Raw genomic sequence first — 16,515 nt, 5'->3', positions numbered from 1 at the left:
TCACCTCCTAGAAGAAGCCCACCCCATGATGCCTATGATTATTAAGGTCACGACTAGGAGCCTGAGCCAGAGGGGCACAACCGGCGCTATGACCTCTACGTACGCCGTGTTGCTCGAGCAGGGGCCGCGGAGCTCGTCTCCAAGGTAGCTGGCGTTGATCCTCCAGACCCCGCCCACGTCGGCGAAGGCCGACGCGGCGAACGTGCCATTCTCGAACGACTCGACCTCGACCTCGACTGTCTGATTGTTCGGCTTCTCGAAGACCACTAGGATTTTGGCCTTCATCGGGGGGCTGATCGCGCCGTTGATCACGACGAGACCTCCCGTGCCCACGTACTTGTACACGGGCTCTATGCGGATGCACTCCTCGCCTCCCTCGGCTACAAGGACCGAGGCAGCGAGCGGAGATGCCGAGAGCAGTAGGAGGAGGACCAGCTCTCTGAGCAAGAGCGCCATTCTCACTCTCTCCTCGCCACGACGTTGAGGGTCTCGCTCTCTTTTCTCAGGGCCTCCATTGAGCCAGCCACGGCCTCGCTCTGAGTGACTAGAATGACGTATCTACCGTACTTCTGAACCAACGCGGCGACCACTCCGAGGAAGACCGCCAGGACTCCCGGCTCGATGTGCGCCTCGGGCTCCTCTACTATCGCGAGCTTCACCGGAATGTGCTGAGGAGGCGAGGCCAATAATAGGGCGGCCAGGAGCGGCGAGCAGACGCCGGGAGGAGCCATTGGGAGCTCGAAGACAGGCCCTCCCCGCACTCTCACGGAAATCGACGGCGGCCCCCTCTCGCTCGGGGGCAAGAGCTCGCAGCGGAGCTCCTCGAGTAGAGGCTCGAGGGGCTTCTCGTCTATCGCTCCTCTCCTTCTCGCCTCGGCCAAGCCGTGGTAGAGCTTCACGGCGTGCCTCACGTCGCTCGGCATCCCCTCGAGCCTCCGCGGGTCGAATCTCCCCCCGGCCGCGGCCCTCAGCGCTCCCACCCTCTCGGCCGGCAGGAATGAGGCCAGAGCCTCGCCGCCGACGAGCGCCGGAAAGGCGAGCTCCATGACGATGGCCGAGGTAGCTCTTATCGCTAGCCCCACCACGTCTCTCTGACCGATCGCGGGACCTGAGCCGAGGTCGACGTCGGCGAAGCTCAGCCTCGCCGTGGCCGGGCTCGTCCGCTCGATAAACAGGCTCTCGAGGATCGCCTGGTCGTAAGCCAGGGTCGGAGTTAGCCCGCTCGAGAGGGGGATCCTTAGGAGCCCCGCTCTCTCCACCTCGATCGATGGGTTGGGCCCCGAGGCCAGAGAGCTCACGTCCATTTCGAGGGTCGCCGAGAGAGCTCTCCGCAGCTCGGGCCCCAAGGCCTCGGGGAGCGCGTCTAGGAATGTCGAGACGAGCCTCCTGAAGGTGAGCAGCGCGTCTTCTCCCCGCTTTATCTTATCGGAGAACTCAGAGGCCAAGCGCGGAGCCCCCCTCGATAGCGTGGCCCTGGCCCAGGCCTCCATGTGGGGGCCGGCGATCGCCAGACCCCATAAGATCCTCGAGAGTGCGTACCTGAGCAGAGGGCTCTGAGCCACCACTACGGTCAAGGGCCTGATCTCGAGGTCGACTCGCTCTAACCCGAGCAAGTCCACGAGAGAGACCCTGGTCGGGCGAGCGGACGCGGTCGAGTTCAAGAGCTCGCTCCTCTCGCTAGCTCTGCCGAGGGAGCTACATGTGGATTGCGCTCTCCCAAGCCTTAAGCTAAATTAGCTGGGCCTAGGGATGACGGCTCGAGGAGCGACGGGATGGAGATCCCCGAGGCCGTCGTGTCTTCTCCCCGCGCGCCCAATCGCCTCAGGCCCGGGAGAGGCTTCAGCCCCCGCGAGCTCGAGGCCGCGGGGCTCGACGCGGAGCGCGCGAGGAGACTCGGGCTCCGAGTCGACCCCAGGAGGAGGTCGCTCAAGCCCGAGAACGTCGAGGCTCTCAGGAGGCTCGTGGAGAGCTCGAAGAGAGGAGGAGAGGGCGCTTGAGCTCCGAGGAGTGCAAGAGCTTCACTTACGCGAGGGCTCTGAGCCTGGGGGGGCTGGAGCTGACGCTCGTCGCCATACCGGGCAGAGGAGTCGTTGAGCCAACGAAGCGAGAGAGGTCGGACCTCCTCGTGACAGGCGAGGATGTATATTGCCTCAAGCCAGAGGACTGGAGGAGGGCCTGGGTCGTCAAGCTTGAGAGGACGATGGCCGGGCGCCAGTACGCATTCTTCGAGGGCGACGTCCCGAGCGAGGTCATCATGAGGATCAGGAGGATGTGGGAGGTCGAGGGAGAGAGCGACCTCGAGATAAGGCACGCTCTGCATCACGCCGCCCTCAGAGCCAAGCCCAAGCCCGAGACGGCGTGAAGCCCCCGGCCCCCGCTAAGAGCCGAAGGCACCGGAGAGGGTGAGAGCTTGCGCAGAATAGCCATGGACAGACCCATCGTCGAGATGGACGGAGACGAGATGGCGAGGCTCATGTGGCAATGGGTCAAGGAGAGGCTGATCAATCCCTTCGTTGAGCTGAAGACCGAGTACTACGACTTGGGGATAAAGAGCAGAGACGAGACCGAGGACGCCGTCACGGTTCGAGCGGCGGAGGCAGTCAAGAGGCTCGGAGTCGGCGTGAAGTGCGCTACGATAACCCCCGACCCTGAGAGAGTCCTCGAGTACGGGCTCAAGCGCGAGTGGAGGAGCCCCAATGCCACTATACGAGAGATGCTCGACGGAACCGTATTCAGGTGCCCGGTGCTAGTCCGCAGAGTCCCCCCGGCGGTCAAGACATGGAGGAGACCCATCGTCGTGGCGAGGCACGCCTTCGGAGACATATACTCCGGAGTCGGCGTGAAAGTCGACGAGGCGGGGGAGGCCGAGCTCGTCTTCAGAGGAGCCTCGGGCCGCGAGGTCAGAGCGAGAATTTCTCGCCTCGAGGGGCCCGGAGTGCTACAGGCCTACTACAATCTCGACAAGTCTATTGAGTCTTTCGCGAGGTCCACGTTTAGGTACGCGCTCGAGAGGAGGCTTGACGTGTGGTTCGCGGCCAAGCACACGATATCCAAGGTCTACGACGCCGAGTTCAAGCGCGTATTCTCCGAAGTCTACGAGCGAGAGTTCAGAGGAGCCTTCGAGGAGGCCGGGCTCAAGTACGAGTACTACCTCATCGACGACGCCTACGCCAGAGCGATCAGGTCGGAGGGAGGATTCGTCTGGGCGGCCAAGAACTACGACGGCGATGTGCTCTCCGACATGATCGCAGCGGCTTTCTCGGGGAGCCTAGCCATGATGACCTCCGAGCTCATGTCTCCCGAGGGCCACTACGTGGCCGAGGCGGCCCACGGGACGGTTCGCAGGCACTACTACAGGTACCTGAGGGGCGAGAGGCCCTCGACCAATCCCACGGCCACGATACTAGCTTGGGCCAGAGCGCTCGAGAGGAGGGGAAAACTCGATGGACTGGAGGAGCTAGTCGAATTCTCGAGGCTCCTCGAGGAGGCCGTCCTAAAGACGATAGACGTTGACGGAATCGTTACACAGGATTTGGCCAGAGCGGCCGAGCCCCCGATCTCGCTCGTATCGACCGAGGAATTCATCGATGCGACGAGGTCGAACCTCGAGGCCCTCCTCGAGAAGAGACTCAGGTTGTAGGAGGAGGCTCACGAATATAACGCCGCCCGAGCCCCCTCATCATCGGTGCAGCTGGTGAGGAGCAAGAAGAGCTGGTACGAGCTCGCGGAGAGACTCCACAGGGAGTTCCGCGGCAAGATCGAGGTCCTCCCCAAGGTCCCCATGGGTTCTCCCGACGAGTTCTCGATTTGGTACACGCCGGGCGTGGCCGAGCCCTCCTCTAAAATCTGGAGAGGGGGGCCCGACCTCTCGCTGTTCTACACGTGGAGGTGGAACGCAGCCGCGGTGGTGAGCGACGGATCGAGGGTGCTGGGCCTCGGCCACGTGGGGCCCGAGGCCTCGCTGCCAGTGCTCGAGGGAAAGGCCCTCCTATTCAAGTACTTGGGCGGGGTGGACGCGGTCCCCATAGCCTTGAGGGTCGGGAGCGCGGACGAATTCGTCGAAGTGGTCAAGGCCCTGGAGCCCTCCTTCGGGGCGATCAACATCGAAGATGTGGCTTCTCCCAAGTGTTTCTACGTGTTGGAGAGGCTGGAGAAGGAGCTCGACGTCCCGGTATGGCACGACGACCAGCAGGGCACGGCTCTCGTCAACATAGCCGCTCTCATCAATGCGCTTAAGCTCGTCGGCAAGAAGATCGAGCAGGTTAGGATCGCGCTGATAGGGGCGGGCGCCGCTAACGTAGCCCTCTACAGATACCTCAAGGTGATCGGGGTCAGGCCTCGCAACGTAGTAGTCGTGGACTCGAAGGGGATCCTCAGGCCGGACAGAGAGGACGCCGAGGCTCTGAGAATCGAGAACCCCCGCAAGTACGAGATAGCAGTCGAGACGAGCCCGGAGATGAGAGGCGGCATAGCCGAGGCCATGAAGGGGGCCGACGTCGTCGTGGCTGCCTCGAGGCCCGGCCCTGGCGTGATAAAGAAGGAGTGGGTAGCTGCCATGGAGAGAGACGCGATAGTCTTCGCCGAGGCGAACCCCGTGCCCGAGATCTGGCCTTGGGAGGCCAAGGAGGCCGGGGCCAGGATCGTAGCGACGGGCAGATCGGACTTCCCCAATCAAATCAATAACAGCCTCGGCTTTCCGGCGGTCTTCCGAGGGATCTTGAGCGCGGGAGCCGTCAAGATGCACGATGAGATGTTCGTCGCCGCCGCCAGAGCTCTGGCCAGCTACGCGGAGGAGACGGGGTTGAGCGAGGACCGCATATTGCCGTCGATGTGGGAGGAGGAGGCGTACGTCAGAGAGGCCCTCGCTGTGGCGGAGAAGGCATCCGAGCTCGGGCTCGCCAGGAGGAGAATTTCGAGATCCGAGCTCGAGGCCGAGATCCGCGATATGATATCGAGGCCCAAGAGGTACCTCGATGCCGCCAGGAGAGCGGGGCTCGTGGGAGAGATCCAGGCTTAGAGAGGTGGCGCTCGAGCTCGTGGCTGCCACCTCGACGAGCTTGCCCGACGACGTTAAGGCCAGATTGGCGGGCCTGGCCTCCCGCGCGGACTCGCCTCTCGCTCGACTCGTTTACGAGTCTCTGCTCGCCAACGCGGAGCTCGCCGAGACATCGCGCTCCCCGATATGCCAGGACACGGGGACGCCTCAATTCTTCGCGCGAATAGGCGAGCAATTCCCATGGAAGAGCCTCCTCCTCGCGAGCCTCGCCGAGGCCGTGGAGGAGGCTCAGGGTCTGGGCCTCCTCAGGCCGAACTCCGTGAGATGGCGCTCGGGGGAGCCGAGGAGCTCGGCCGAGCCGTGGATCCACGTGGAGATCGTCGAGGGCTCGAGCTCGGCCGAGGTCGTGCTGTATTTGGCCGGGGGAGGCGCATCGCACGGGGGGAGGGCCAGGGTCTTCGAGCCGCTCCGCTGGCGAGAGGGATTGGCCGAGCTCGTGGTTCGAGCCGCGGTCGAGGTGGCGCCGAGGGCCTGTCCGCCCGCGGTCGTGGGCGTGGGCCTGGGTCCTACGGCAGAGTCGGCCGCGCTCCTCTCCAAGAGGGCTCTCCTAAGGTCTCCTCTGGGCTCGAGATCCTGGGACCCAGACGCGGCCGAGCTCGAGGAAGTAATCGAGGAGGCCCTCGAAGGCTTGCCTATCGGTCCCTCGGGCTTCGGAGGAGGACCCTGGCTATTGGCCGTCGCCGTCGAGACCCGCCCGGTCCACCCCTCGGCGGTCGCGGCTGCGGTCTCGCTGGGTTGTTGGGCTCACAGGCGGGGAATTCTCGTCGTGACCGAGGACTTAAGAGCCGCTCTCCCATATCATGGAGGCAGAGAAGTTTGAGGCCAGAAGCGAGAGTTATCCGGTCGCCGGCCGATCCCGTCGAGCTCCGGTCTCTCTCCGTGGGCGACGTCTTTTATCTCTCCGGGGTCATCGCCACCTCAAGGGATAGAGCCTACGCTAGGATCCTCCTCGAGGGCAGACCTCCCCCCTTCGACCTAGAGGGCAAGGCCGTGCTCCACGCCGGGCCCGCGGTCAGGAGAGAGGGAGAGAGCTGGAGGATCACGTCGATGGGCCCGACGACTAGCGCGAGGCTCGACGAGCTCCACGCTCGCTTCATCGAGGCGACCAAGGCGGCACTATTAGTGGGCAAGGGGGGTGTGAGCCCCGAGGCCGGGAGAGCCTTGGCCTCCCTCGGCGCGATCTACGCCGAGATGCCCGGGGGACTCGGGGCGCTCGGCGCGTCGTCCGTTAGGAGGGTCATCGGCGTAGAGTGGCTGGACTTAGGCGTGACCGAGGCGGTCTGGCTTCTCGAGGTCGAGAGGCTCGGCCCGCTCGTGGTCTCGGTGGACTCGACGGGCAGGAACCTGAGGGAAGAGAACGAAGCTCGCCTCCGGGAGGCGGGGCTCGAGGCCTCGCGCCTCATGGCGTCGAGGCTTGGAGCTAAATTTAAGCGCTGAGACGCCCAAAGCCTCGGAGAGGTCGAGGACTTGGGGGCTCGGGAGCTCCTCCTCATCACTAGGCCCTGGAGCTTCCCCATGACTATCATCTGCGTTGGCTCCGGCTACGCGTACGGACACTGGTCCGGGGCTCTCCTAGACCCCGTTCTCCTCTCCCTAACGATAGCAGGGAGCGTCGCTCTCCACGCCATGACCAACGTCGTCAACGACTACTTCGACTTTGCTCGAGGAGTCGACAGACCGGGCGCCGGGACGACGATCTATAGGCCTCACCCGATAGTCCACGGGCTCCTCTCGCCGAGAGAGACCCTGGTCTACGGGCTCTCCTTCGGGGCTCTGGCGATGGTCGTGGCCCTCGCCCTCTACGCTATGTCGCGGCCTCTCGCCTTGATCTTGGGCCTTTTGGGTCTGGCCTCGGCCTTCTGGTACTCCGGCCCTCCTCTCGCTCTCAAGTACAGAGGGCTCGGAGAACTTCAGGTCCTCCTCACGTGGGGCCCTCTCATGTTCCTCGGAGGCTACTACGTCTGCACGGGCCGGCTGGACGTGGGCCCGGCCCTCGCCTCGCTCCCCTTGGGCTTGCTAGTCGCCGCGGTCCTGCTGGCCAACAACGTCAGGGACATCGAGACGGACTCGCGGGCCGGGGTGAGGACCATCGCCGTGGCGCTCGGGACGAGGAGGGCTCTGCGTCTCTACGAGTTCATGGTCTTGTCCCCCTACGCCATCTCGGTCGCGCTAGCGTCTCTACGTCTCCTCCCGGTAGCGTCTCTCCTGTGTCTAGCTAGCCTTCCCGCGGCCCTCTCGCTGGCCTCATCGATGAGGAGAGAGATCCCGGCCGACGCCGATCCTAGGACGGCCCGACTCGTGCTGCTCTTCGGGCTTCTCTACTTAGTTGGCATCGCGATCTCGAGCGCGCTGTGAGCCAGCTCCATCAGAGCTCGAGGTCGAGCTCGAGGAAGTTCTTGAGAATTCTCTTACCCTTGGGGGTCCCGACGCTCTCAGGGTGGAACTGGACCCCGAATATCGGGTGGACCGCGTGCCGCAGCCCCATTATCTCTCCGTCCGTCGCCGAGACCGCCGTCGCTATGAGGTGGCTCGGCAGGTCGTCGACTACGAGGCTGTGATACCTCATGACCTCGAACTCTCTCGGGAGCCCGTAGAATATCGGGCACGTCTCAACGACTCTCACGACGTCGGACTTCCCGTGCATTATCCTCCTGGCTCTCCTAGCTCTGGCACCGAAGACCACCCCTATTATCTGGTGGCCCAGACACACGCCGAGGATTGGGATCCTGGGACCTAGCCTCGCGACGATGTGCGGCGAGAATCCGACGTCTCTGGGATTCTCGGGGGACCCCGGCCCGGGGCTCACTATTATCTTATCGGGCCTCATCCTCTCGGCGGCTCTCGGCGTGATCTCGTCGTTTCTCAACACCACGGGCCTCCAGCCTAGCTCGGCGACGTACTGCGCTATGTTGTAGACGAACGAGTCGTAGTTGTCCACGATCAGGACGAGGCCCATATCCCCATCGCTCTCTTCAGGCTCTCGAGCTTATGTTCCGTCTCGGCCAGCTCGAGCTCCGGCCTGGAGTCGTAGACTATTCCGGCCCCCGCTTGTATCCTGATCGAGCTCTCGCGGACGAAGGCAGACCTTATCGTGATCGCGAACTCTCCCCCCCCGCCGTGTAGGAAGCCCACGGCCCCCGCGTAGGGCCCCCTCGGCTCTCGCTCGTAAGACGCGATCAGCTCCATCGCTCTTACCTTTGGGGCCCCCGTCACGGTCCCGGCTGGGAAGGTGGCCAAGAGGGCGTCTACGACGGTCAGCCCAGCCTCTAGGATCCCGCTAACCCTCGAGACTAAGTGCTGAACGCTCTGGTACTTCTCGACGGCGTAGAGCCCCCTCACCCTCACGGTCCCCCTCCTGCACACCTTGCCTAGGTCGTTCCTTGCCAAGTCGACGAGCATCACGTGCTCGGCTCTATCCTTCGCGCTGGCGACGAGCTCCTCCTCGAGCCTCAGATCCTCCTCCGGGGTCTTGCCGCGGGGCCTCGTGCCGGCTATCGGATGAGTCTCGACCTCTCCCCCCTCCACCTTGACCAGGAGCTCCGGGCTCGTCCCCAAGATCCATCTGTCGCCGAACCTCAGCGCGTACATGTAGGGAGAGGGATTCAGCTCGGCCAACCTCTCGTAGAGAGTCATTGGGCAACCTCTGAACGCGTAGTCCTCGCGCCTCGACAGCACGACTTGGAGCACCTCGCCTCTCTCTATGTCGCTCAGAGCCCCTCGGACCCAATCGAGGAACGACTCGATCCTCGTGCCCCCGATCCTCTCCACGACCTCGAAGCCGGGATCCTCCTCGAGCGGCCGAGCCCTCGGGGTCTCGCCGACGAAGCGCACTTTCCCGAGAGCTCTATCGTACATGGCGAAGCCCTCGGGCTCAAAGAACTCGGCTAGGGGCCAGTCGGGCCTCGGCAGCGCCTCCTCGAGGATCTCCTCAACGGAGACGGCGGCCTCGTACGAGAGGTAGCCGATCGCGATCTTTCCGTCTCCGACGCTCCGCCTCAAATCCTCGAGCTCGCCCCTCAGGTCCTCGCCCCACTCGACTACCCTCTCCTCTCCCCCCCAAGCCACGATCGTGTAGCGCGATCTCTCGTGGTAGCCCGGCCCGCTCTCGAGTAGAGCGACGAGCTCCTCCCCCTCCTCAGCGAGGCTCCTGGCTAACAGCCTAGGCGAGGGGGCCGACGAGATGGGCAGAATCTCATGCGAGGGCACGACGTATCGCCTCGAGTAGCTCCAGGACCAGCCTCTCGTCCTTCACGCCGGGCCTCGACTCGACACCGGAGCTCACGTCGATAAGGTGAGGCCTGAACCTCGCGACGAGCTCGGCGTTGCTCGGCTTTATCCCTCCGGCTACGCCAACTCGGCGCCTGCCACCCAGCCTGGCCAAGAGCTCGAGCGGCATCTTGAGCCCTAGCTCGTAGACCAAAGCCCCCCTCTTTGGAGCGTCGATGAGCGCGTACTCGACCAGCTCCTCCTCAGCTAGCCTCAACGCCCTCTCCAGCTCCTCCGCGCGCGTGTAGAAGACGGCGACGGCCACGGAGACGTTCGAGAAAGACGACGACGCCCTCTCCAGCTCCCTCTCGCTCGGAGCCCCGTAGTACTGTAGGATCGGGAACTCGATCTTCGTGGCCAACTCGAGCGCCTCCTCGAACTCGAGCCCCTCGGCCACGGCCACGGGCCTCGCCCTTCCAGCGGCTTCGGCTATCTCGCGCGCTCTCCTCGTGTCGACGAGCCTCGGAGTCTCGATGCTCGAGTGGACGATGACTCCGACGTAGTCCACGAGCCTAGACAGTCTCTCTGCGTCCTCGATCCTCGTCACCCCGCAGACTTTGACGAGCGTCAAAGCGATCTGCTCGCCTCGGCCAGCTCGTCGACGTAGCTCAGCAGGCCCCCGTCCATCCGGCTGAGAGCGAGCTCGACCCCGTCTCTCAGATCCTTCGCGATTCCGGCCACGTAGAGCGCCGCGGCCGCGTTCGCCGCTATGAAGTCTCTAGCCGCCTCGTCGGAGCCGAGGACGGCTCTCCTGAACCTCTCGACGCTGTGCCTAGCGCTCTCCACCCTCACCTCGCCGAGCTCTCTCTTCCTCAGGCCGAGGTCGGCCGGAGTCAGCGCGAACCTCTCGATCGAACCTCTCCTGACCTCGACGACCTCCGTCGCCCCGAAGACCGAGACCTCGTCGACTCCCGGCTCTCCGTGCACCACGAGGGCCAGATCGTAGCCCAGTAGAGAAGCGGCCTCGGCCACCCTCTCGAGCAGAGAGCGCTCCGCCACCCCTATCACCTGCCTCGAGACGAAGGCCGGGTTCGAGAGGGGGCCCGCGAGGTTGAAGATAGTCCTCACCCCCAGCCTCCTCCTGACCGACATGACGTTCCTCATCGCTACGTGGTGGCTCGGGGCGAAGGCGAAGGCGAAGCGTAGCTCGCGGGCCATTCTCGAGAGCCTCTCGGGGGGAGCGCTCAACTCGAAGCCCAGAGCCTCGATGAAGTCGGCGCTGCCTGATGATGACGAGACGCTCCTGTTGCCGTGCTTCACGACAACGGCTCCGAGGTATGCCGCCACGAGGGCGGCGGCGGTCGAGGCGTTGAGGGTCCTCAACCCGTCTCCCCCCGTCCCGGCTGTATCGACCGCGGATCTCGCCAGCTCCCCGAGCTCTATCCTCACGCAGGTCTCGCGCAGAGCCCCGGCGAAGCCTGCTATCTCCTCGGAGCTCTCCCCCCTCACTCTCATCCCCATCAGCAGGGCGGCGGCGACGACCTCGTCGACTCCTCTCAACATCTCGAGGGCCGCTCTCCTGGCCTCCTCGAGGCTCAGAGCAGCCCCTCTCGAGATCTTCTCGATGAGATCCCTCATCGTTGGTCGAACCTCCTAGACTCCGAGCCCTCGGCCGGGGGCGCCGAGGAGGCTCGAGGAGGCGCGGACCCCCGAGAGCTCTCTCCTCTCAAGAAGCTCCAAGGCAGAAGAGGGAGTCCGCGGAGCCTCAAGCCCATTGGCGCATCGAGAGCACCTGAGTTCCACGGGTTTCCCACGCTTTTAAAGCTTTGGCTCTCTACAGTCGAGCGGTGGCCTCACGCTTGGTGAGCTTCGTCGATTCGATGAGGATCCTCGCGCTCAGGAGGATAGAGGCTCTCTCGAGCTCGGCCGATGCCCCCAGCATCGTCGAGGCCCTCGAGCGCAGGAGGTCCGAGGGCTTCTTGGCCCTCATCGCCGAGTACAAGCGCGTCTCCCCTTCTGGGGTCATTAGATTGGACCTCGACCCGTGGACCTACTTCGAGAAGGTCTCGAGGTACGCGACGGCTCTGAGCGTCGTAGCGGAGCCTCTCCGCTTCGCCGGTCACCCCCTCTTCGTCAAGGTCGCGGTTTCCTTCGGGAGGCCGGTCCTCTACAAGGACTTCGTGGTCTCCCCCCGGCAGCTCGAGGAGGCTAGAGGGCTGGGGGCCAGCTCCGCGCTCCTCATCAAGAGGCTCCTCGGAGATCACCTCTGGGAGCTCGTCGACGAGGCCAGGAGGCTCGGGCTCGAGCCTCTAATCGAGGTCGATAACGAGGATGACGCGAGAGAGGTCGCGCGCGAGGCCCCGGACTCGCTGCTCGGGGTCAACTCGAGGGACCTGAGGGACCTGTCGGTCTCTCTCGAGAGAGCCAAGAAAGCCGTCGAGGCGGTCAGGGGCAGAGTCAGGCTCGTCGTGCTCGAGAGCGGCATAGCTAGTAGGAGAGACGCCGAGGCCGCGGCCTCCTGGGGAGCCGACGCGATACTCGTGGGAACCTCCCTCATGAGATCTCCCGAGCTAGCGGCCGAGCTATCCTCCGTCAAGGTCTCCAGCTCCCCGAACGCTTAAAGCCTGCTCGCCGAAGTTGAGGGCCGCGCGGTGCCTCTCTTGCGCTTTGGTAGATTCGGGGGCAGATACGTGCCCGAGACGCTCCTCCAGCCTCTCCTCGAGCTCGAGGAGGCGTACGAGACGCTCAAGAACGACGAGGGATTCTGGAGAGAGCTCGATAAGTATCTCAGGACCTACGCCGGCAGGCCCACCCCGCTCTACTTCGCCGAGAACCTCACCAAGAGGATCGGGGGGGCCAAGATCTATCTCAAGCGCGAGGACCTCCTCCACGGGGGAGCCCACAAGATAAATAACACGCTCGGCCAGGCCCTCCTCGCCAAGAAAATGGGCAAGAGCAGGCTCATAGCGGAGACCGGGGCTGGTCAGCACGGCGTTGCCACCGCCATGGCGGGGGCCCTCCTCGGCCTCCGAGTCGACATATACATGGGGAGCAAAGACGTCGAGAGGCAGAGGATGAACGTCTACAGGATGAGGCTGCTCGGGGCCAGCGTCGTGCCGGTCGAGAGCGGGACCAGGACCCTCAAGGACGCGATAAACGAGGCTCTGAGAGACTGGATAGCCTCGTTCCCCTACACGCACTACGTCATAGGCTCGGTCGTCGGGCCTCACCCCTATCCCATGATAGTTAGAGACTTCCAATCGGTCATAGGCAGAGAGGCCAGAGCTCAAATGCTCGAGGCGGAGGGCGGGCTCCCGGACTACGTCGTCGCCTGCGTTGGGGGAGGCAGCAACGCGATCGGGATCTTCTCGGCCTTTCTGGACGACTCGGTCGAGCTGATCGGAGTAGAGGCCGGGGGGAGAGGTCTAGACACGGGGGCGCACGCCGCTCCCCTCTTAGCGGGGAGCCCCGGGGTCCTACACGGCATGTTCACCTACGTGCTTCAGGACGACGACGGTCAGATACTCGACACGCACAGCGTCGCCCCCGGCCTCGACTACCCAGCCGTTGGGCCCGAGCACTCCCACCTCATGGAGAGGGGCAGGGTCCGCTACGTGGCGGTCGAGGATCGGAGAGCTCTGGAGGCCTACGTCGAATTGGCCAGGAGCGAGGGGATACTCCCGGCCCTCGAGGCGGCTCACGCTCTGGCCTACGCCATGGACCTCGCGGCGAACTCCCCGAGAGATGAGATAATACTCGTCAATCTCTCGGGCCGCGGGGACAAAGACCTCGAGATCGTGCTGAGGGAGCTGGGACTTGCTCGATGAGCCCTCCCTCGTGGCTTACCTCGTGGCCGGGGACCCCAGCCCCGAGGCGTCGCTCGAGCTCGCCTCGGCCGTCCTCGAGCTCGCCGACGTCCTCGAGCTCGGGGTTCCCTTCAGTGACCCGATAGCCGATGGCCCAACGATACAGAGGGGAGTTCAGAGAGCACTCAAGGCTGGCACGAGGCTCTCCCACGTCCTCGACATAGCTAGAGCGCTGAAGAGGGAGCGAGGGAAGCCGATCGTCCTCATGACGTATTACAATCCGGTGCTCAGGAGAGGGGTGAGGAGATTCGTTGAGGACCTCGCCTCGGCCGGAGTGGACGCCCTCATAGTCGTCGACCTCCCCGTGGACGAGGCCGACGAGCTCCTAGACTCTTGCCGCGAGAGCGGAGTTGGGACGGTCTTCCTCGCCTCCCCGAACACGCCAGACGACAGGCTGAGACTCATATGCGAGCGCAGCACCGCCTTCGTCTACTTGGTCTCGCTCTACGGCACGACCGGAGCCCGCGAGGAGCTCTCTCCTCTAGCTCTGGCTCTCCTCGAGAGAGCTAAGAGGGTCTGCTCGAGGCCTCTCGCCGTGGGCTTCGGGGTCTCGAGGCCCGAGCACGTCGAGAGGCTGGTCGAGGAGGGGGCCGACGGAGTGGTGGTGGGGAGCGCCTTCGTCGAGATAGTCGAGAGGCTAGGAGCCGGAGCAGGCCCCGCTCTGGCGGAGAAGGCCAGAGAACTCAAGGAGGCCGTGTCTAGGGCGGCCCGGGCCAGGGGCTCGGCGCGCTAGCCTCCGCGAGCCGCCGGCGAGGTCGCAACCCGGGCGAGCCGGGCTCCCCCTCGGAGGGAAGTCGAAGCGTCGTAGGCGTTGAGCTCCGAGCTCTGCGGCCACCGAACTACGTGGGTCGAGGCCTCGCCTAACGCAACTGTTCCGAGTTTCATAAAGGTATATAGAGTTGATATCAATCTTTGTTTTGGGGTATCGATGCTTCGACCGAAGGAGGTTTGTGAAAAACTCGGTATTAGTTACACTACTCTGAGGGAGTACGTTGAGAGAGGGTTGGATTAAGCCAGTTGTTCTCGAGAGTGGTAAGTGGAGGTTTAGAGAAGAATATGTTGAAAAGTTGATGGATATTGTTAAACCAAAAAATCACCATCCTCTACGCTCGTGCCTCTTCGCGTACGCAGAAGGATGATCTTGAAAGACAAGTAAGAGTTCTCGAAGAGTGGGTTAAGCAGAACAACGTGGAGAAATATGAAGTTATCACAGATATCGGTAGTGGTCTCAACGAGGATAGGAAGGGGTTCAAGAAGATTTTGAAGCTCGCATCCATAAACATCTACCTCAAGTACACCAAGATGTGGGGGTTTCCCCACAGCTGTGAACTCGAGCTAGATGAGGGTGAGCTGTGGGTAGGGGTTACCCTGAACGGGTGGAGACCGATGACGTGGGCACCGATGAAAAGGTGCCCTGAGGTCCATGAAACCAAGGGTCGATTCAAACAACATCAACCAACATGAAACCCAAACCCCTTTCCCCCTAGCCCCAGGACCTCGACCGCGGCCTCCTCGTTCGAGCAGAAGTCGACGAGCCTCACGCCGAGCCTCTCCTCGAGCTCTCTCCTCGAGCTCACGGGGCCGGAGACCGCGGCGATCGGCGGCCTCGTCCCCTCTAGCACTCTCTCGAGCTCCTCCTCGTCTCTCGCCACCAAGATCTTCATCACGTCGCTCCTCGAACCCAGCACCGAGTGAGCTCCCTCGACTACTATCACGTCGACCCCCAGCTCGGCCATTTCTGTCAGAGCCCACTCGAGCCCCTCCGACCACTCCAACCCCCTCCTCACCAGCGAGGCCTCTCCCGGAGCCACCACCGCCACGACCTCGGCCCCGGCTCTCGCCAACCTCCACGAGTCCTTGCCCTCGCGGTCTATCGTGAAGCCCTCCTCGTGGACCCTCTTCACGGCCCCCACGCTCAAACCAGCTCTCGAGAGGGAGGAGATCACGCACTCAGCCACGGCGGTCTTGCCAGATTTCCTCGGCCCTACCACCGCGACGACGAGGGGCCTCCTCCGTTCCTCAATGCTCAAGAGGACCCAGCGCCTCCGACCTCGCCTCGCTCCGCGCCTATTTATGAGGCGCTAATCGCCAGGAGTGGAGAATGCGGCGTGCGCGTACTCCTCACGTATTGTCTTTGGGGAGACATACTCCCCCGAGCGGCCTGAGGCACTGCCTCAGATGTGGGAAGCTTGGAGATCTGAGGGAGTCCGTCCGTCGCCACGGAGACCGTGCCAGGCCAAGTTATAAGCGAGAGAAGTCAAGGGGGTGGCGCGCGGAGGAGTTGTCAGGGCGACGCGCTTGGGCCGAGACACATTACAGAGTCTCTCAGAAACGTAGCGGGTGGCGAAGTAAGGGAGCATACCGAGCTGTTAGCCGAGGCCGGGGAGGAGGTGCTGGGGAGGCTGACCAGGTCGGCCAAGGCGATAGGGACCAACGCCGTCGTTGAGCTGAGATTCGGCATGTCGATGCTCGGGGGAGAAAATGGCCGAGATATCCGCGTACGGCATGGCGGCCGTCGTCGAGAAGATGGAGCGAAGCGAGGCTTTAGGTCTAGGTTTGACTTCATCGATCGTAGCGCTCCGGCGACCCCGGTGCTCGGGGGACTCGCGGCCCTCGCGCCGGCCAGACTCATGGGCTCTAGGAGACTCACGGGCGGAGAGCTCGCGCCTGGCCTCGAAGCGTTTCTCGTGGCGATTCCCCTTCAATCGCTGGTCCAGGCCCTGCCGATTATTCCCAGAACTCACGGCGAAGGGCGCCGAGGCGGTCGAGGATCTATGGCGCGATTAGATATCTCTGATAGGTCTATCGTTGCGGCTCGAATTCGTAGCGGGCTCGGCTCAGTCCGGCCTCAAGCTCGTCTTCGTCAGGCGTAGGAGCCTCACCGAGGCCTTTGGCGTCGACACGGGCTTTGGGCTGACCGAGGCCTTCGCGGTGGGGGATCTTAGGCTACGCGTCTCTGATCGTTGCTCAAGCTCGACGCCGCCCGGCCTATTCGCGGCCGCCGAACCCGTGGCTGCTCTCGAGAGATTCACGGTAGCTCTATTCCATGCGGGCAGCATCGTGCTCTTGGCGGACTTCTCTCGCGGAGGGAGAGGGCTCGTCGGCTTCGTGCTCATAGCCTCGGCGCACGGGCTTCGTGGACTCGATCGCGGCCGCGTATCAGCTGACGAGCCGATCCTCTCTACTCGCCGCGGCCGAAGCGGCGATCCTCGCGGCGAGAGCGAGCCTGTACCTAGTCGCCTTCAGGAGAGCCGTGAGCGAGGAGCTCGAGGCGGAGCTCCTGTGGTGAGAGAGCGTATGGAGCGCTATCGGCGCGATCCGTCTCCGCATCTGAGAGGAGGCGCCTCGAGCCCTCGGAAGCGGGAGCTCTAGAGCGCAAGGGCCGAT

Annotated in this window: 19 protein-coding genes and 1 pseudogene; 12 read left to right on the top strand and 8 right to left on the bottom strand. The window is 63.8% G+C overall.

All coding sequences use genetic code 11. From position 1 onward, the window contains the following. Both QXU97_04515 and QXU97_04510 read right to left on the bottom strand, forming a co-directional pair. Positions 1-456: a hypothetical protein gene (locus QXU97_04515; GenBank protein ID MEM4035857.1), complete on the bottom strand. Its 456-nt coding sequence runs from the start codon at positions 454-456 to the stop codon at positions 1-3. 2 nt (positions 457-458) lie between these two features. After that, a complete protein-coding gene (locus QXU97_04510) occupies positions 459-1,661 on the bottom strand; it encodes a hypothetical protein (GenBank protein ID MEM4035856.1) in 1,203 nt (400 codons plus the stop codon). Positions 1,662-1,772: 111 nt separating this feature from the next. Between QXU97_04510 and QXU97_04505 the strand changes: the two genes are divergently transcribed. From QXU97_04505 to menA, 7 genes are read left to right on the top strand one after another with little or no spacing between them, the layout of a single operon-like run. Continuing rightward, entirely contained in the window at positions 1,773-1,997 is a 225-nt protein-coding gene (locus QXU97_04505) for a ribosomal protein L13e (GenBank protein ID MEM4035855.1), read from the top strand. Beyond that, positions 1,994-2,362: a hypothetical protein gene (locus QXU97_04500; GenBank protein MEM4035854.1), complete on the top strand. Its 369-nt coding sequence runs from the start codon at positions 1,994-1,996 to the stop codon at positions 2,360-2,362. Before QXU97_04505 ends, QXU97_04500 begins: the two co-directional genes overlap by 4 nt. 48 nt (positions 2,363-2,410) lie before the next feature. Beyond that, positions 2,411-3,640 (top strand): NADP-dependent isocitrate dehydrogenase, encoded by a 1,230-nt coding sequence (locus tag QXU97_04495; GenBank protein ID MEM4035853.1) that lies wholly within the window; start codon positions 2,411-2,413, stop codon positions 3,638-3,640. Between the two features lie 45 nt (positions 3,641-3,685). Then, the gene (locus QXU97_04490; GenBank protein MEM4035852.1) at positions 3,686-5,017 is read left to right on the top strand and encodes an NADP-dependent malic enzyme; all 1,332 of its coding nucleotides are present in this window, start codon (positions 3,686-3,688) and stop codon (positions 5,015-5,017) included. After that, positions 4,974-5,876, top strand: a complete 903-nt coding sequence (locus tag QXU97_04485) for a fumarate hydratase (GenBank protein MEM4035851.1) — start codon at positions 4,974-4,976, stop codon at positions 5,874-5,876. Before QXU97_04490 ends, QXU97_04485 begins: the two co-directional genes overlap by 44 nt. Then, positions 5,792-6,493, top strand: coding sequence for a FumA C-terminus/TtdB family hydratase beta subunit (locus tag QXU97_04480; protein ID MEM4035850.1), 702 nt, complete (start codon positions 5,792-5,794; stop codon positions 6,491-6,493). Before QXU97_04485 ends, QXU97_04480 begins: the two co-directional genes overlap by 85 nt. Positions 6,494-6,523: 30 nt before the next feature. Further along, entirely contained in the window at positions 6,524-7,411 is an 888-nt protein-coding gene (menA, locus tag QXU97_04475; protein MEM4035849.1) for a 1,4-dihydroxy-2-naphthoate octaprenyltransferase, read from the top strand. 10 nt (positions 7,412-7,421) lie between these two features. Here the strand turns inward: menA and QXU97_04470 are convergent, their stop codons facing one another. From QXU97_04470 to trpD, 4 genes are read right to left on the bottom strand one after another with little or no spacing between them, the layout of a single operon-like run. Then, positions 7,422-8,012 (bottom strand): aminodeoxychorismate/anthranilate synthase component II, encoded by a 591-nt coding sequence (locus tag QXU97_04470; GenBank protein MEM4035848.1) that lies wholly within the window; start codon positions 8,010-8,012, stop codon positions 7,422-7,424. After that, on the bottom strand, positions 7,997-9,262 hold the full coding sequence (locus QXU97_04465) for a chorismate-binding protein (protein MEM4035847.1): 1,266 nt from the start codon (positions 9,260-9,262) through the stop codon (positions 7,997-7,999). The genes QXU97_04470 and QXU97_04465 overlap by 16 nt, the downstream gene beginning before the upstream one ends. Beyond that, on the bottom strand, positions 9,249-9,893 hold the full coding sequence (locus QXU97_04460) for a hypothetical protein (protein ID MEM4035846.1): 645 nt from the start codon (positions 9,891-9,893) through the stop codon (positions 9,249-9,251). The genes QXU97_04465 and QXU97_04460 overlap by 14 nt, the downstream gene beginning before the upstream one ends. Next, positions 9,890-10,900 carry an anthranilate phosphoribosyltransferase gene (trpD, locus tag QXU97_04455; protein MEM4035845.1) on the bottom strand — a complete coding sequence of 337 codons (1,011 nt, stop codon included), beginning with the start codon at positions 10,898-10,900 and terminating at the stop codon, positions 9,890-9,892. Before trpD ends, QXU97_04460 begins: the two co-directional genes overlap by 4 nt. A 224-nt stretch (positions 10,901-11,124) precedes the next feature. On the opposite strand from trpD, the gene QXU97_04450 reads away from it, so the two are divergent. The 4 genes and pseudogenes from QXU97_04450 to QXU97_04435 all read left to right on the top strand — a co-directional run bounded on the left by QXU97_04450 (position 11,125) and on the right by QXU97_04435 (position 14,397). Continuing rightward, entirely contained in the window at positions 11,125-11,883 is a 759-nt protein-coding gene (locus QXU97_04450) for an indole-3-glycerol-phosphate synthase (protein MEM4035844.1), read from the top strand. Positions 11,884-11,913: 30 nt separating this feature from the next. Then, positions 11,914-13,089: a tryptophan synthase subunit beta gene (gene trpB / locus QXU97_04445; protein MEM4035843.1), complete on the top strand. Its 1,176-nt coding sequence runs from the start codon at positions 11,914-11,916 to the stop codon at positions 13,087-13,089. Next, on the top strand, positions 13,079-13,861 hold the full coding sequence (gene trpA, locus QXU97_04440) for a tryptophan synthase subunit alpha (protein MEM4035842.1): 783 nt from the start codon (positions 13,079-13,081) through the stop codon (positions 13,859-13,861). The genes trpB and trpA overlap by 11 nt, the downstream gene beginning before the upstream one ends. Positions 13,862-14,056: 195 nt before the next feature. After that, a pseudogene (locus QXU97_04435) lies at positions 14,057-14,397 on the top strand (IS607 family transposase). Between the two features lie 182 nt (positions 14,398-14,579). Here the strand turns inward: QXU97_04435 and mobB are convergent. Continuing rightward, complete coding sequence (gene mobB, locus QXU97_04430; GenBank protein ID MEM4035841.1) at positions 14,580-15,158, bottom strand: molybdopterin-guanine dinucleotide biosynthesis protein B; 579 nt, start codon at positions 15,156-15,158, stop codon at positions 14,580-14,582. 807 nt (positions 15,159-15,965) lie between these two features. Then, a complete protein-coding gene (locus QXU97_04425; protein ID MEM4035840.1) occupies positions 15,966-16,244 on the bottom strand; it encodes a hypothetical protein in 279 nt (92 codons plus the stop codon). Between the two features lie 20 nt (positions 16,245-16,264). Here QXU97_04425 and QXU97_04420 point away from each other — a divergent pair, with 20 nt between their 5' ends. Next, the gene (locus QXU97_04420; GenBank protein MEM4035839.1) at positions 16,265-16,417 is read left to right on the top strand and encodes a hypothetical protein; all 153 of its coding nucleotides are present in this window, start codon (positions 16,265-16,267) and stop codon (positions 16,415-16,417) included. The last annotated feature ends 98 nt before the right edge of the window (positions 16,418-16,515 follow it).

The sequence above is a fragment of the Fervidicoccaceae archaeon genome, assembly GCA_038878695.1.
In the GTDB taxonomy this organism is placed as follows: domain Archaea; phylum Thermoproteota; class Thermoprotei_A; order Sulfolobales; family Fervidicoccaceae; genus JAVZVD01.
This window is presented reverse-complemented; position numbering and strand designations above follow the sequence as displayed.

Coding starts and splice junctions, on each gene's coding strand:
- QXU97_04515 (MEM4035857.1), bottom strand. CDS start 456: ATGGCGCTCTTGCTCAGAGAGCTGGTCCTCCTCCTACTGCTCTCGGCA.
- QXU97_04505 (MEM4035855.1), top strand. CDS start 1,773: ATGGAGATCCCCGAGGCCGTCGTGTCTTCTCCCCGCGCGCCCAATCGC.
- QXU97_04485 (MEM4035851.1), top strand. CDS start 4,974: ATGCCGCCAGGAGAGCGGGGCTCGTGGGAGAGATCCAGGCTTAGAGAG.
- QXU97_04470 (MEM4035848.1), bottom strand. CDS start 8,012: ATGGGCCTCGTCCTGATCGTGGACAACTACGACTCGTTCGTCTACAAC.
- trpD (MEM4035845.1), bottom strand. CDS start 10,900: ATGAGGGATCTCATCGAGAAGATCTCGAGAGGGGCTGCTCTGAGCCTC.
- QXU97_04425 (MEM4035840.1), bottom strand. CDS start 16,244: ATGAGCACGAAGCCGACGAGCCCTCTCCCTCCGCGAGAGAAGTCCGCC.